This window comes from Pseudomonas sp. GW821-FHT05H12, from assembly GCF_059419385.1.
The window spans coordinates 11,912-26,580 of the sequence record NZ_JBWKRS010000020.1; the positions used below are offsets into that span (position 1 = coordinate 11,912).

Annotated in this window: 19 protein-coding genes; 10 read left to right on the top strand and 9 right to left on the bottom strand. The window is 59.8% G+C overall.

The window, feature by feature from the left end:
• Positions 1-20: 20 nt before the first annotated feature.
• Positions 21-902, top strand: coding sequence for a LysR family transcriptional regulator (locus AC07SU_RS18400; RefSeq protein ID WP_176998249.1), 882 nt, complete (start codon positions 21-23; stop codon positions 900-902).
• Here AC07SU_RS18400 and AC07SU_RS18405 read toward each other — a convergent pair.
• Complete coding sequence (locus tag AC07SU_RS18405; protein ID WP_494997812.1) at positions 892-1,641, bottom strand: sulfite exporter TauE/SafE family protein; 750 nt, start codon at positions 1,639-1,641, stop codon at positions 892-894. The genes AC07SU_RS18400 and AC07SU_RS18405 overlap by 11 nt on opposite strands.
• 109 nt (positions 1,642-1,750) lie before the next feature.
• On the opposite strand from AC07SU_RS18405, the gene AC07SU_RS18410 reads away from it, so the two are divergent.
• From AC07SU_RS18410 to AC07SU_RS18425, 4 genes are all read left to right on the top strand, one after another.
• Complete coding sequence (locus AC07SU_RS18410) at positions 1,751-2,701, top strand: LysR family transcriptional regulator (protein ID WP_494997813.1); 951 nt, start codon at positions 1,751-1,753, stop codon at positions 2,699-2,701.
• 80 nt (positions 2,702-2,781) lie between these two features.
• The gene (locus AC07SU_RS18415) at positions 2,782-3,234 is read left to right on the top strand and encodes a MarR family winged helix-turn-helix transcriptional regulator (RefSeq protein ID WP_494997814.1); all 453 of its coding nucleotides are present in this window, start codon (positions 2,782-2,784) and stop codon (positions 3,232-3,234) included.
• Between the two features lie 213 nt (positions 3,235-3,447).
• Positions 3,448-3,867: an organic hydroperoxide resistance protein gene (locus AC07SU_RS18420; RefSeq protein WP_176998253.1), complete on the top strand. Its 420-nt coding sequence runs from the start codon at positions 3,448-3,450 to the stop codon at positions 3,865-3,867.
• A 28-nt stretch (positions 3,868-3,895) separates the two neighbouring features.
• Positions 3,896-4,912 (top strand): alpha/beta hydrolase, encoded by a 1,017-nt coding sequence (locus AC07SU_RS18425; RefSeq protein WP_494997815.1) that lies wholly within the window; start codon positions 3,896-3,898, stop codon positions 4,910-4,912.
• Between the two features lie 64 nt (positions 4,913-4,976).
• Here AC07SU_RS18425 and AC07SU_RS18430 read toward each other — a convergent pair whose 3' ends face one another.
• Both AC07SU_RS18430 and earP read right to left on the bottom strand, forming a co-directional pair.
• Complete coding sequence (locus AC07SU_RS18430; protein ID WP_003172723.1) at positions 4,977-5,549, bottom strand: elongation factor P; 573 nt, start codon at positions 5,547-5,549, stop codon at positions 4,977-4,979.
• A 49-nt stretch (positions 5,550-5,598) separates the two neighbouring features.
• Entirely contained in the window at positions 5,599-6,732 is a 1,134-nt protein-coding gene (gene earP / locus AC07SU_RS18435; protein ID WP_494997816.1) for an elongation factor P maturation arginine rhamnosyltransferase EarP, read from the bottom strand.
• 132 nt (positions 6,733-6,864) lie between these two features.
• On the opposite strand from earP, the gene AC07SU_RS18440 reads away from it, so the two are divergent.
• The gene (locus AC07SU_RS18440) at positions 6,865-7,233 is read left to right on the top strand and encodes a hypothetical protein (RefSeq protein ID WP_494997817.1); all 369 of its coding nucleotides are present in this window, start codon (positions 6,865-6,867) and stop codon (positions 7,231-7,233) included.
• 5 nt (positions 7,234-7,238) lie between these two features.
• Complete coding sequence (locus tag AC07SU_RS18445; RefSeq protein WP_176998256.1) at positions 7,239-7,721, top strand: GreA/GreB family elongation factor; 483 nt, start codon at positions 7,239-7,241, stop codon at positions 7,719-7,721.
• A gap of 107 nt (positions 7,722-7,828) precedes the next feature.
• Here the strand turns inward: AC07SU_RS18445 and cysB are convergent, their stop codons facing one another.
• The 5 genes from cysB to AC07SU_RS18470 all read right to left on the bottom strand — a co-directional run bounded on the left by cysB (position 7,829) and on the right by AC07SU_RS18470 (position 11,758).
• Entirely contained in the window at positions 7,829-8,803 is a 975-nt protein-coding gene (cysB, locus tag AC07SU_RS18450) for an HTH-type transcriptional regulator CysB (RefSeq protein WP_003189876.1), read from the bottom strand.
• Between the two features lie 104 nt (positions 8,804-8,907).
• On the bottom strand, positions 8,908-9,408 hold the full coding sequence (locus tag AC07SU_RS18455; RefSeq protein WP_176998257.1) for a universal stress protein: 501 nt from the start codon (positions 9,406-9,408) through the stop codon (positions 8,908-8,910).
• Between the two features lie 76 nt (positions 9,409-9,484).
• Positions 9,485-10,396 (bottom strand): 5'-nucleotidase, encoded by a 912-nt coding sequence (locus AC07SU_RS18460; protein WP_176998258.1) that lies wholly within the window; start codon positions 10,394-10,396, stop codon positions 9,485-9,487.
• 16 nt (positions 10,397-10,412) lie between these two features.
• On the bottom strand, positions 10,413-11,375 hold the full coding sequence (locus AC07SU_RS18465; protein ID WP_494997818.1) for a putative 2-dehydropantoate 2-reductase: 963 nt from the start codon (positions 11,373-11,375) through the stop codon (positions 10,413-10,415).
• A complete protein-coding gene (locus tag AC07SU_RS18470; RefSeq protein WP_494997819.1) occupies positions 11,372-11,758 on the bottom strand; it encodes a thioredoxin family protein in 387 nt (128 codons plus the stop codon). The genes AC07SU_RS18465 and AC07SU_RS18470 overlap by 4 nt, the downstream gene beginning before the upstream one ends.
• On the opposite strand from AC07SU_RS18470, the gene AC07SU_RS18475 reads away from it, so the two are divergent.
• Together AC07SU_RS18475 and AC07SU_RS18480 are read left to right on the top strand one after the other, a co-directional pair.
• Positions 11,757-12,191, top strand: a complete 435-nt coding sequence (locus tag AC07SU_RS18475) for a PilZ domain-containing protein (protein WP_494997820.1) — start codon at positions 11,757-11,759, stop codon at positions 12,189-12,191. The genes AC07SU_RS18470 and AC07SU_RS18475 overlap by 2 nt on opposite strands.
• 131 nt (positions 12,192-12,322) lie before the next feature.
• Complete coding sequence (locus tag AC07SU_RS18480; protein ID WP_010211874.1) at positions 12,323-13,399, top strand: 3-deoxy-7-phosphoheptulonate synthase; 1,077 nt, start codon at positions 12,323-12,325, stop codon at positions 13,397-13,399.
• Positions 13,400-13,464: 65 nt separating this feature from the next.
• Here AC07SU_RS18480 and AC07SU_RS18485 read toward each other — a convergent pair whose 3' ends face one another.
• Complete coding sequence (locus tag AC07SU_RS18485) at positions 13,465-13,746, bottom strand: GNAT family N-acetyltransferase (RefSeq protein ID WP_003189869.1); 282 nt, start codon at positions 13,744-13,746, stop codon at positions 13,465-13,467.
• Between the two features lie 612 nt (positions 13,747-14,358).
• Here AC07SU_RS18485 and oprI point away from each other — a divergent pair.
• A complete protein-coding gene (oprI, locus tag AC07SU_RS18490; protein WP_003172710.1) occupies positions 14,359-14,610 on the top strand; it encodes an outer membrane lipoprotei OprI in 252 nt (83 codons plus the stop codon).
• Positions 14,611-14,669 lie beyond the last annotated feature (59 nt).

A 14,669-nucleotide genomic window follows, 5' to 3' on the forward strand; every position in this document is an offset into this window, starting at 1 on the left:
CAATCCAACGAATGTTTCTTATGCAATACATCTCGGAGATTGATCAATTGAGCGCCTACCCGAGCATCGACACCGAAGTGCTGCGCACCTTCGTCGCCATCGCCGATCAGGGCGGCTTTACCCGGGCCGGTGAGATGGTCAACCGCACCCAATCGGCGGTGAGCATGCAGATGAAACGCTTGGAAGAGGACGTGCTACAGCGCAAGCTGTTCGAGCGCGACGGGCGCCAGGTGCGGCTCACGCCCGAAGGCCAGGTGCTGCTGGGTTATGCGCGGCGCATCCTGAAACTGCACAGCGAAGTGTTCAACACATTGCGCGAGCCGCACATGGTCGGGCTGGTGCGCATCGGCACGCCTGATGATTACGTGATGCGTTTCCTCCCGGGCATCCTCAAGCGGTTTTCCAAGGCGTATCCGCTGATTCAGCTCGAAATGCACTGCGAGTCGTCCCAGGTATTGATGCAGCGCCGCGACTTGGCGTTGACGGTGATCAGTCGCGAGCCCGGCAGTGAGGTCGGTGAACTGTTGCGCACGGATCGCATGGTTTGGGTAGCGTCGTCATGTTTCTGTGTGGACGAGCACGCTGCGTTGCCACTGGCGATTTCCGGTGCCGACTGCTTGTACACCGATTGGGCACGCTCGGCCCTGGATGCGGCCGGACGTGACTACCGCCTGGCCTACCACAGCTCTAACGTGGCGGCGATTCAAGCGGTGGTGAATGCCGGTCTGGCGGTGATGATTAGTATGGAAAGCCTGGTGACTGACGAACTGCGAGTGCTGGGCAGCGACGAAGGTTTCCCGCCACTGCCGTCGATGAGTTTGCGTCTGCTGCGTAACCCGACCCTGAACTCCCCCATTACCGATTGCCTGGCGGATTACATTCTCGAAGGCTTCAGACTTTAAACGTCAGCATCACCGCGCAAATCGCCAGGAAGCCGCAGAACAAGCCGCGCAGCACGCGCTCCGGCAACGCATGGGCAACTTTTACGCCCCAACTGATACTGAGCAACCCACCAATGGCCAACGGCACGCCGATCATCCAGTCCACTTCCTGGTGCCAGGCGTAAGTCACCAGGGTCACACCGGTACTGGGTAAGGCCAGCGCCAGGGACAGGCCCTGCGCCACCACCTGGGTAGTACCAAACACGCTGGTCAGCACGGGCGTGGCAACCACCGCACCGCCCACGCCGAACAGGCCACCCATCGAACCGGAGGCGGCGCCCAACACGCCGAGCCATGGCCAGGAATAACGCATCTGCGCCGTGGGCGGTGCATTGCGCGTGAACATGCGCAGCAGGTTGTAGGCCGCCAGCGTCAGCAGAAACGCAATAAAGCCAACACGCATGGCGCCCGCATCCAGGCCCACGGCCCAGATCGAACCGAGCCAGGCAAAGCTGAAGCCCATCACGCCCAATGGCAGCGCGTGGCGCAGTTCGATGCGGTTGCGCTGGTGATAACGCCACAGGGCCAGCATCACGTTGGGCACCACCATGACCAGTGCCGTGCCTTGGGCAAGCTGCTGATCCAGGCCAAACAACACGCCCAGCACGGGGATTGCAATCAGCCCGCCACCAATGCCAAACAGCCCGCCGACCGTGCCAAGGGCTGCGCCCAATAGGAGGTACATCGCTAAATCCAACACCGCTCATTACTCCAGAAGCCCAGGCCTTGCATGCTACGCAGTCGGCTCTGGCGGGGAAACGCACAGCAACGCACAATGGCTGTGCCAATCTCGCATAAGCGTATATTCAATGAATCCTAATGCCCTGACCGATCAACTAGGTCTGTTCCTCGATGTGCTGGAAACCGGCAGTTTTTCTGCCGCTGCACGCCGCCATCCACTGACGCCTTCAGCCGTGGCGCGACGTATCGACAGCCTGGAAAGCTCGGTGGGCAGCCAGCTGTTCCAGCGCAGCACCCATGCGGTGGTGCCCACGCCGGCAGGCCTGGCCTTTGCCGAGCGCGCGCGGCGGATCGTCAGCGAACTGCAGTTGGCGCGGGCCGAGGCGGTGTCCTTGAGCCACGCGCCGGAAGGCCTGATTCGTGTGGATGCGCCGGCGGCGTTCGGTCGGCGGCACCTGGCCCCGGTGATTGCCGACTTCCTGAATGTGTACCCGGGGCTGGATGTACACCTGCACCTGATCGACAGTTTTGTGGACATGCAGGGCGCACACCTGGGCAAGGTCGATCTGGTGCTGCGCGCCGGGCATATCGTCGATACCCGGCTGATTGCCACGCCCCTGGCCAGTATCGTGCGCATCGCCTGCGCCAGCCCGGCCTACCTGAAAAATCGCGGTACACCCACTCATCCGCGCGAACTCAGCGACCACGACGGCCTGGACTGGGATGGGTTGGCGCCAATGTTCGCCTGGCGCTTCGAGCTGGATGGGCGCCGCGCCACCTATCGCCCAAAACGTATCCGCATGAGCGCCAACAATGCCGAGGCGCTGCTGTCGGGCGCATTGGCGGGGTTGGGGATCGCGCACCTTCCCACCTGGCTGGCGAGTGAATACCTGGTGCGCGGTGAATTGCTGCCGCTGTTCTGCGAAAACGGCCTGCCCAGCCCGGAAACCACCGGGATCTACGCGTTGCGCCTGGAACAACAGGCCAACGCCCGCAGCCGCTTGCTGCTGGAATACCTCAAGTCACGTTTCAGCCCCGTGCCGCATTGGGATCTGGCCCTGCAAAGCGGCTTGGTCTGACTGGGCAGACAGAATTATCTGGCGCATTAAAGATTTGGCCGCTAGATTCCAGCCCAGACACGCTTTTTCGAGGCACCGCCATGAGCAAGAATCCTGACCCGTGCGAATCACTGATGCTGGACAACCAGCTGTGCTTTGCCCTTCACTCCACGTCGCTGTTGATGACCAAGGTCTACAAACCGCTGCTGCAGGCCCTTGGCCTGACCTACCCGCAATACCTGGCCATGATGGTGTTGTGGGAAGAAGACGGTTTGACCGTCGGCGAAATCAGCAGCCGACTGCTGACCGACCCGGGCTCACTGACCCCACTGCTCAAGCGCCTGGAAGCTGAAGGCGTACTCAGCCGCACCCGCAGTCGTGAGGACGAACGGGTTGTCGTGGTGGAGTTGACCGACGCCGGTCGCGCCTTGCAGGACAAGGCTATGGGGATTCCGCAGTGCATTTTGGGGGCCAGCGGTTTGGAGCTCGAACAGTTGCAAAAGCTGCAAGCTGACCTGATCTCATTGCGCGCCAACCTGCAAGCCAACGTTTAATCCCTCTCCCGTGTAGGAGCCGGCTTGCCGGCGATTGCGGTACATCTGACACAACGCAATCGCCGGCAAGCCGGCTCCTACAGGGTCAGAAAATCGCTCATTGCGAAATAATTTGTAAATTTATCTTGCGCGCAAAACATTAGCGCTATACATTCGCCTCACCAACTACTTAGCGCGCAAACATTTAGCGCTAAAAACCAAGAGGACGACACCATGCAAACTCTCTATACCGCAGTAGCCACCGCCACCGGCGGCCGTGATGGTCGTGCTGTTTCCAACGACAACATCCTCGACGTAAAACTCTCCACTCCCAAGGAACTGGGCGGTGCCGGCGGCCAGGCGACCAACCCTGAGCAACTGTTCGCTGCTGGCTACTCGGCCTGCTTCATCGGCGCACTGAAGTTCGTCGCCAGCCAGACCAAACGCAAGATTCCTGATGACGCATCGATCACTGCCCACGTTGGCATCGGCCAGATCCCCGGTGGTTTCGGCCTGGACATCGACCTGAACATCAACCTGCCGGGCCTGGCCCAGGAAGACGCGCAAAGCCTGGTCGATGCTGCCCACCAGGTGTGCCCGTACTCCAACGCCACCCGTGGCAACGTCGATGTACGCCTGCACGTGACCGTCTAAATGAACTCGGCCGCCCCTGGAGAAAACAATGAACACAATTGGTAAAGCGCTCACCGGCACCCTGCTCGCCCTGTCCATCACCAGCGCGTTTGCTGCAACCGGTGATGTCGAGCACAACACTCAGGCCTTCCTGGATGTGCTGAACGCAGGTACCGGTAAACCGATGGAGCAACTGACGCCACAGGACGCCCGTGCCGTACTGGCCGGCGCCCAGGCCGGTGTGAAGCTGACGCTGCCACAGGCGGATGTGAGCCAGAAGACCATTCAGGTCGATGGCAAGCCGCTGGGCCTGACCATCGTGCGTCCAGCCGGGGTCAAGGGCACGTTGCCCGTGTTCATGTTCTTCCATGGCGGCGGCTGGGTGCTGGGGGATTACCCGACTCATGAGCGCCTGGTGCGGGACCTGGTCGTGGGTTCGGGGGCGGTGGCGGTATTCGTCAACTACACGCCTTCGCCAGAAGCGCATTACCCGGTGGCGATCAACCAGGCCTACGGCGCCACAAAATGGGTGGCCGAGCACGGCAAAGAGATCAACGTCGATGGCAAGCGCCTGGCGGTCGCGGGCAACAGTGTCGGCGGCAACATGGCGGCGGTGGTCAGCCTGATGGCCAAGGACAAGGGCACGCCAGCGATCCAGTTCCAGTTGCTGCTGTGGCCGGTGACCGACGCCAACTTCGACACCGGGTCCTACAACCAGTATGCCGAAGGGCACTTCCTCACCCGGAACATGATGAAGTGGTTCTGGGACAACTACACCACCGACGCCAAGCAACGCGCCGAGATCTACGCCTCGCCGCTGCGGGCCACCACGGACCAGCTCAAGGGCCTGCCGCCCGCGCTGATCCAGACGGCCGGTGCCGACGTACTGCGTGATGAAGGCGAAGCCTATGCCCGCAAGCTGGACGCAGCCGGTGTGCCGGTAACCGCCGTACGCTACAACGGCATGATCCACGACTACGGTTTGCTCAACGTGGTCAGCCAGGTGCCGGCCGTGCGCTCAGCCCTGCTCCAGGCCTCGGATGAACTCAAGCAGCACCTGAAGTAAACGTGACGCCCACAAAAAAGCCCGACTCAAGGTCGGGCTTTTTTTCGTATCGGCAGGGCCAGAATTACTTCTTGGCGCGACCTTTGTACGAACCACCTTCACGGGTGTCGATTTCGATCAGGTCGTCGATTTCGATGAAGTCGGCAACTTGCAGCTCGGTACCGTTGCTCAGCTTGGCTGGCTTCATGACCTTGCCCGAAGTGTCGCCGCGAGCGGAACCTTCGGTGTAGGCCACTTTACGCACGATGGTGGTCGGCAGTTCTACGGAAACCAGGCGCTCTTCGAAGAAAATAGCTTCGCAAACGTCTTCCATGCCTTCTTCGATGAACGGCAGAACGGCTTCGATATCTTCAGCGTTCAGCTCGTACATGGTGTAGTCGGTGGTGTCCATGAACGTGTAGGTGTCGCCGCTGATGAAGGACAGAGTCGCTTCTTTGCGGTCGAGGATCACGTCGTCCAGTTTGTCGTCGGCGCTGTAAACGATCTCGGTCTTGTAACCGGTCAGCAGGTTCTTCAGCTTGGTCTTCATGATTGCGCTGTTACGACCAGACTTGGTGAACTCAGCTTTCTGAACCAGCCAAGGGTCGTTTTCGAGACGGATCACTGTACCGGGTTTCAGTTCTTTACCAGTTTTCATTGCATATATCCGAAATTTGGATGGGATTTACAAAATTCAAGGTGGCGTATCATATCCAACTTTCATAAAACTGTACCAGCGCCGTCGCAAGATCGGCCTGCAAGCCTTGTTCCAGACACCACGATTGCGCGTGCTGGCTCACCTCCGGCCAGTGTTCCAGCAGCATTTTCCACGGCTGTGCCATATCGCCATCCGTGTTCCAGGCTTGCCAGAGCGCGATCAGTGCAGCCTTGGCGGCCGGGGATAACGCCTCGGTATAGAGCGCCAGGAATGCATCGAGCTTGTCCAGGTGGATGTCTTCGTCCTGCCGATAGATGTGCCACAACAGCGGACGCCCGGCCCACTGGGCGCGCACGAACGAGTCTTCACCGCGCACCGCGTTGAACTCGCAACTCCACAGCAGACGGTCATATTGTTCCTGGCGCACGAACGGCAGCACCTGCACCGTCAGTCCCTCGCGCACGTGGATATCGCCCGCTACCAGTCCCTCAATGCCCAACCAGTGCTGCACATCACCCAGAATTCGCCCTTCCGGAACCAACAGATGAGTGGCGCGCCCGTCCGTCGCCAACACGTCCAGCCAACTGGCTAGCCCTGCATTTTCATAGGCGAACAGCGACATCAAACGCGCGCCCGGCGCACGAAACACACCCAAGGATTGCAGGAATTGCTGCTGAGCGGCGCCATCTTGCTGAAACGCCTGACGCTGCTCCAACAGGCCCGCCTCACGCAACAAACCGCCGGTTCCCACACGAAAACCAGGAAAGAAGAAGTACTTCTGCACGCCCTTGAACTTCACCGATGGCAGGCGATGACACCCCACCACCCAGTCTTCGGCGCTGAGGTAATCCAGGTTCATCCACAACGGCGTGCGTTCGCGTGCGGCCATGACTTCCATATAGTCCGCAGGCAGTTGGCAGGCGAATGCAGCAATGACCACATCGGCGGACGCGGTCCCAGGCCATTCGGCCGGCCAGTGCCGCACTTCAACGCCCTCCTGCCATTGTGCATCCCGCTGCACATCAATTTCCGGACACATGCGCTCGAAGGCCCGCAGGTCATCAACCCACAAGCGCACGTCACAACCGTGCTCCATCACCAATTGCCGGGCCAGGCGCCAGGTCACGCCGATGTCGCCGTAGTTGTCGACGACGCTGCAAAAAATATCCCAGCGGGCTTTCATTCCGGGCTCCAACGATCAAAGGCTCGATTGTCCGCATAAATGCACCGATGCAGAAGGCTTGATCGCGATTATTCTGCACGGTGGCTGTGCGACAATCGCCGCCACGCCGCAAATGCCTGCCAGGAGGCCGTCATGTCTGATCGTCCGTTGTCGCTTTTCAAGCTCAGTGTCGCTATCGCGTTTGGCGTCTGGCTGGGGTTTGTCGCCATCGTGCTGAGCACCTGGCTGGCGTCTCGCTACCTGTTCCCGCAAAGCCTGGCACCGGTGGCCCAGGCGGTGCAGCAATTGGGCAAGCCCGCGGTTGCGCCAGCCGAGCCGCCGAACCGGATGTTCGAGCAGTATCAGCAGAACCTGCAAAAGCAGGAACAACAGCAAGCCCTGGACCAGGCCCGCAGCAATGCGCGTAATCTGCCCAACCCCAAATGCCAGTTCTGGCTGCAACAGGACCAGAACGCCCCCAACGAAAAGACCCGAGCCAATGTCCTGCAATTCTGCGATTGATGACCATGAATAAACACGCCGTCCTCCAGTTGATCCTGGAACAGCTAAGCGTCGACCTCGATATCGCCCAACGCGCCGCGCAGACCGCCTACGAAACCGCGACCCACGAAGAAAACATCGCGGAAAACAAGTACGACACGCTGGGGTTGGAGGCCTCCTATCTCGCCGCCGGGCAGGCCAAGCGCGTCGAAGAAATCAAGCAGGCACTGACGCTGTGCCAGAACCTGCAACTGCGGGCCTACGATGATCAGCGGGGAATCGAAATGGGCGCACTCGTGGGGCTGGAAGACGAGAATGGCCGCCAGCAATGGCTGTTCCTGGCGCCTGATGCAGCGGGCTTGAAGGTGGACGTGGTGGGGCAACCGGTGACCGTCATCACCCCACGCTCGCCCCTGGGCAAAGGCCTGCTGGGCAAGTTCGAAGGGGATGAGGTCGAGATTCTGGTGGCGGGCGCCCGGCAGTTTTTTGCGATTACCGAGGCCAAATAATGATCCCCCTGTAGGAGCCGGCTTGCCGGCGATGGCGGCGTGACAGGTCACTCATTTACCGGCCATGCCATCGTCATCGCCAGCAAGCCGGCGCCTGCAAGGTGTTATCAGTGGACGGGCAGTTCAACGCCGTCGAACAGCTCTTCCAGCTCTTGCTTGTTGTGGCACTGGATCGCCTTGGCCATGACTTCACGGGTCAGGTGCGGCGCAAACTTCTCGATGAAATCGCACATGAAGCCACGCAAGAACGTGCCACGGCGGAAACCGATCTTGGTCACGCTGGATTCGAACAGTTCGCTGGCATCAAGCACCACCAGGTCTTTGTCGAGGTTGGTGTCGACCGCCATCTTGGCGACGATACCCACGCCCAGACCCAGGCGTACATAGGTCTTGATCACGTCAGCGTCGGCAGCGGTGAACACCACTTTGGGCGTCAGGCCGCGATGGCTGAAGGCTTCGTCGAGCTTGGAGCGGCCGGTGAAACCGAACACGTAGGTCACGATCGGGTATTCAGCCAGGGCTTCCAGGGTCAGCTTCGGCAGCTTGGCCAATGGGTGGCCTTGCGGCACGACCACGCAACGGTTCCAGCGGTAGCACGGCATCATCACCAGGTCGCCGAACAGCTCCAGCGCTTCGGTGGCGATGGCGAAATCCACGGTGCCGTCAGCGGCCATCTCGGCGATCTGCATCGGCGAACCCTGGTGCATGTGCAGCGCAACATCCGGGTACTGCTTGATGAAATCACGGATCACCGGCGGTAACGCATAACGCGCCTGGGTGTGGGTAGTGGCGATGGACAGGGTGCCTTTCTTCTCGTTGGAGAATTCCTGGGCGATCTGCTTGATGCTTTCGACTTTGCGCAGGATCTCACCAGCGGTGGTGATGATGCGCTCACCGGCCGGGGTGACGCGGGTCAAGTGCTTACCGCTGCGCGCGAACACTTCAACACCCAGCTCGTCTTCGAGCAGGCGGATCTGCTTGCTGATACCGGGTTGCGAGGTGTAGAGGCTTTGAGCGGTAGCGGAAACGTTGAGGTCGTGGTGCGCCACTTCCCAGATGTAGCGCAGTTGTTGAAGCTTCATATGTATCCCTCAAAGCAGATAGACGCCACGGGTATCAGCGACGGTATATAACTATATTAAAGGTTAGACGGATAAATCTAGAACTTTTTATCGTTTATTACCATTCATATATCGTCGCTGCGCCGGCGCTGCAGCGAAGGCACCAGGTACACCGGCACCGTAGACAACTGCAGCACCCGCGCGGCCGTGCGCCCCAGCGGTGTGGCGGCCGCTGTCGCGTGGCTATGACTACCTACGATCAGCAGGTCGACGGAAAGTTTGCGCAGTTGGTCGAGAATCACTTCGCACGGGTCCCCCTGAATCACCCGCACCGAACGGATCAGCTTCAAGTCTTGCTCCCCCTCCCCCAACTCCTCGCGAAAACTGTCCAGCACCCGCTGCTCGATCGTCGCCATGACGGTGGTCAGCCCCTGAGTCTGCCATTCGCTCAAAGCCTTCTCATCAAGGTAGCTCTGCAACACCGATTCGGCGAACAGCCCGATCGGCTCGACCACATGAATCACGTACAGATCCGCCTTGAACGTTCGCGCCAGCGCCAGGGCATGTTGCATTACATAAGGCGCATACAGACCCAAGTCTGTCGCGTACAGCATCGAACGGATCATAGAACCCCCTGGAAGGCCAGGACGGCGGAGATGAAATGAGCTTAGCAGCGCCTCGCCGATCTCGACTGACTTAGCGCTACGACTGGATCTTCAACTCGTTGCTGATGCCATGGGGCACATGCCCGGTGGCGACCACCTCCCTGGCTTTCTCGCAATGACCGGCCTGGTCATCGAAAAACACATCGGCGGCGAATGCCTCCAGGAAGGCCGATTTTTCCAGCCCTCCAAGAAACAGAGATTCGTCCAGGCGGATGTCCCATTCGCGCAACGTGCGAATCACCCGCTCATGGGACGGCGCCGAGCGTGCCGTCACCAGTGCGGTGCGGATCGGGCAGGCCTCGTCGGGGAACTCACGCTGCAACAGGTTGAGCGCTGCCAGGAATCCCTTGAACGGACCACCGTGCAAAGGCTGGCGCGCCGATTCTCGCTCGCTGGCCTGGAATGCGGCTAATCCACCCTCCTGGTAGACACGCTCAGACTCGTCGGAAAACAGCACCGCATCGCCATCGAACGCAATCCGCAGTTCCTCACTCGATGCCCGGCGTGCGCCGCCTGACAGGATCGTCGCCGCAGCGAAACCGGCGTCCAGTGCACTGCGCACATCTTCAGCGTGGGTGGAAAGAAACAGGTGGCAACCAAAGGCGGCGAGATAAGGATAGGGACTACGGCCGCCAACGAACGCAGCGCGGGAAATATCCAGGCCGTAATGCTGGATCGAATTGAACACGCGCAGCCCGGTGTCGGCGCTGTTGCGCGACACCAGCACCACTTCGACCCGCGCACGGCCCAGGCTGGCGTTGAGGCTGAGCAGCTTTTTGACCAGCGGGAAGGCGTCACCGGGTTCGAGGGTTTCCTCCTCGTGATCGATCTGGTACTTGCGGTAAGCCTCGACGCCTTGCGCGAGGTAGACCTTGTGGCTGTCACTGAGGTCGAACAGCGCCCGTGACGAAATCGCCAGCACCAGCTTGTCGCCCAATCCCTTCGCCATCGCGCTTCCCTCCGACTCAGCGGTTATGCCGATCAATAAAACTCAAGGCCTGGTAAAGCGCCTGCATGCGCGGCAGCTCGCAACCGGCAGCCTTGGCGGCGGCCAATGGTCGAGCATAGATGGCGGCCAGCTCCAGGGGACGTTTGTGCACGTGGTCGTGGTACATGCTCGGCAGGTAGTCATCCATGGTTTCGGTCATGGCGAACATCTGCTCGGCGTAGCTTGCAGGAATTTCATGGCCACAAGCGTGGGCGCCCCGCACCACTTCAGCCATCAACGCCTGGATCAGTTCACGGCTGGACTCGTCCGCCATCATTGCGGTCGTGCCCGTGCCCAGTAAGACAGAGAGACCGTTATAAGGCACGTTCCACACCAGCTTGTGCCAGCGCGCCTGGTGCACGTTGGCCATGGCCTGGGACTCGATACCTGCCGTGTGAAACAGCGCGGCGCCCTCTTCGACAATCGCTTTCTGCCGGGACTCATCGTTGGCCGCCGTGCCGCTGTGATAACCGAGATTGACCCGGCCCAGTGCCTGATGTTCAACGACGCCAGGGCCGGAGCGGTGCACGCCGATATAACACAGCCCGCCCAGCAGGTGCAGCGAGGGCGGCAGGTGCTCACGCAGGCTGTCTTCCACATCCAGGCCGTTCTGCAACAGCACCACCTTGGCATCCGGTGCCGCGACCTGGGCGATGGTCGGGGCCAGGTCGACATTGCCGGTGGACTTGGTGCCCACCAGCAGCCAGTCGCATGGCGGCATGTCGGCGGCGTGGGCGTAAGCCTGTACCGGATGCAGGTGCAGGGCGCCGTGTATCTTGCTGTTGAGATGCAGGCCGTGCTCGCTGACCGCCGCATATTCGCTGCGCAACAGAAAGTGCACGTCGAAGCCGGCACGCGCCAGCATCAAGCCATAAAACCCACCGATGGCCCCGGTACCGATGATGCCAATGCGGGGGGATTTGAGTGCAACTGCGGTCATGGCAAATCCTCTGGTGTGCGGGTGAGTGCCTGGTTCAGGGCTTCAGTTAGGTCGGACTGTGTAAGACGCGTCTGTAATTGCCCCAGGAACTGACCCTCGCACACGAGGAACAACGCGGGCAAATGAAAGATCTGGTAGCGTTCGACCGCACCACCGTTGTGCCCGGCGTCCACCCAGCACACCCGGTCCACCGGCAAATGCCAGCCAGGCAATTGCTGGCGTGCCCAACGGCAACTGGAACACCCTACACTGGTGAACACCACGAGCGAAATACCTGGCAATCCCAGCAATTGCTGGTCAATATCCAGGTCGGTCAATTCCAGTTCCTTCACTATACTGCTGCCACCGCCGTCAATTGGACGGTGCTCGGAGTCCGTGTACATGGGTCGTTTTTTACCTCACCCTGATGATGTCGCTGTCGAGTTAATCCAACGTCCCTCACCTGCCATCCCCCGCCAACGCCTGCACACTATCGGCCTGGGCGGTATCGCCTGTCACTGGCCACGTGCCTGGCGCGAAGGCACGGCGGTTGATCTGCACATTCCCTCATTGGGCGCCAGCGCGCGTTATCCGGGGTATGTGGCGTGGTGCCGCAAGGTAGAAAACGGCTACCGCGTCGGAGTGTCGTTTACCGATGAACATGCCCTGTTCGGCGCGCGAATGGGTGAGCAAGCATGCCGGATGGAGCGCTATTGCCGCCAGCATGAAGACGCCGAGCCGACACCCGAGCAACTCGAAGCCCTGGCCCGCGAGTGGGTCTCGCGCCATGCCGGCGAGTTCTCCCATGAGGCCTTTGTGGCGCCAGCACTGGATTAAAGCGGGTTTTGCCCATTGTCGCGGGCCCGTGTTACGCGCTAAGGTTCCTCCCCCCTGCATTCAAATCATGCTGTGCTCCGCCGCACGGGGATGGCTGGCGGCCGGCACCCGTGACCCTGACGAGTAACACGATGGCTGATTTACCGATCAATGACCTTAACGTCGAATCCAACGAGACCCTGATCACACCCGATCAGCTCAAGCGCGAAATCCCCCTGAGCGACGCTGCCCTGCAGACCGTCACCAAGGGCCGCGAAGTCATCCGTGACATTCTCGACGGCACCGACCACCGCCTCTTCGTCGTCATCGGGCCTTGCTCGATCCACGACCTCAAGGCCGCCCACGAATACGCCGAGCGCCTTAAGGTGCTGGCGGCAGAAGTGTCCGACACCTTGTACCTGGTGATGCGCGTCTACTTCGAAAAACCGCGCACCACCGTCGGCTGGAAAGGCTTGATCAACGACCCGTACCTGGACGACTCGTTCAAGATCCAGGATGGCTTGCACATCGGTCGCCAGTTGTTGCTGGACCTGGCTGAAATGGGCCTGCCCACCGCCACCGAAGCGCTTGACCCGATCTCCCCGCAATACCTGCAGGACCTGATCAGCTGGTCGGCCATTGGCGCACGCACCACCGAGTCCCAGACCCACCGTGAAATGGCCTCCGGCCTGTCGTCGGCCGTGGGCTTCAAGAATGGCACCGACGGCGGCCTGACCGTGGCGATCAACGCCCTGCAATCGGTCTCCAGCCCGCACCGTTTCCTGGGGATCAACCAGGAAGGTGGCGTGTCCATCGTCACCACCAAGGGCAATGCCTACGGTCACGTTGTATTGCGCGGCGGCAACGGCAAGCCCAACTATGACTCGGTCAGCGTTGCGCTGTGCGAGCAGGCGTTGAACAAGGCCAAGATCAAGCCAAACATCATGGTCGACTGCAGCCACGCCAACTCCAACAAGGACCCGGCCCTGCAACCGCTGGTGATGGAGAACGTCGCCAACCAGATTCTGGAAGGCAACCAGTCGATCATCGGCCTGATGGTCGAGAGCCACCTGAACTGGGGCTGCCAGGCGATTCCAAAAGACCTGGCCGACTTGCAATACGGCGTGTCGATCACCGATGCCTGCATCGACTGGTCCGCCACCGAAAACACCCTGCGCAGCATGCACGCCAAACTCAAGGACGTTTTGCCCAAGCGCAAACGCACCTGAGTACACACTGCGCACACAAAAACGCCGGGCTAAGCCCGGCGTTTTTCAGGGTGCTGTCTCAAGCTTTACAGCTTCGCGGCATGGCGCTGGTGGCGCTCCATGTAGCGTTCGACATAAGAGCACGAAGGGATCACCGTGTAGCCGGCCTCTTCGGCGAACTTCAGGGCTTCCTCGGTCAATGCCGCTGCAATGCCACGGCCTCGCAGTGCGTTGGGCACGAAGGTCCGATAGATATCCAGGGTCTGTTTACCGAGGTCCATATAGGTCAGATAGGCACGATGACCGTCCACATTGGTCTCGAACTGATGACCAGCCTGGTCATGGTGGATGGACAACGCCTCGCTCATCACTACTCCTCGCGGGTCTTGTATTGCGACCCCTACCTTACCGATGTTTTTCCGGCGAAGGAACATCTACGCCACCCCGTGCCGGTTTCGACAACGAGAAAACCTATAGCGCTCACAACCAGCACGTAGGGAATAGTAGGCACCATTACTGCAATAGCTCAAGGCGCGCTTGTCATCCCCTGCCGCTGGAGGTTACAGAAAGGGCTTCGATCAACCGATGACCGATAGCCTGAACATTGCCGGCAGTTGAAGCTTGAGACGAACTGCCGCTCTTAAAGTCACCTCTACATGCGCAAAAGATGCCAGCTGAGGTAAAGCCAAGCCGAAGCTAAGTGTCAACGCCGATATATAATTCTTCACCTGTTTAGCCGGCCTAACACATGCTGGCCGGACCTTTCAGGCTGTATCCAGTTCCCGGAAAAATGAAAAAAACTGGACAGTTTTTATACAAACCTCCAAAAGATTAGCCAAAATAGATTCGGCGCAAGAATTTTTTTTGCTTCTTGCGCTACGTCAGTTTACTTACTACAAGTAATGAGTAGTATGTACGCCGGCTATCAGCTCACTCTGAGAAAGTAGCCATTTAATAGAAAGTCCTTGAAGGGGAACACGATGAACAACGTTCTGAAATTCTCTGCTCTGGCTCTGGCCGCAGTTCTGGCTACCGGTTGCAGCAGCGTCTCCAAAGAAACCGAAGCTCGTCTGACTGCAACTGAAGACGCAGCAGCTCGCTCCCAGGCTCGTGCAGACGAAGCCTACCGTAAAGCTGATGAAGCTCTGGCTGCTGCTCAAAAAGCACAACAGACTGCTGACGAAGCTAACGAGCGCGCTCTGCGCATGCTTGAAAAAGCTAGCCGCAAGTAATAATCCCTCGGGGTTGTTATCAAGCCGATCCATTTATGGATCGGCTTTTTTATTGCCCA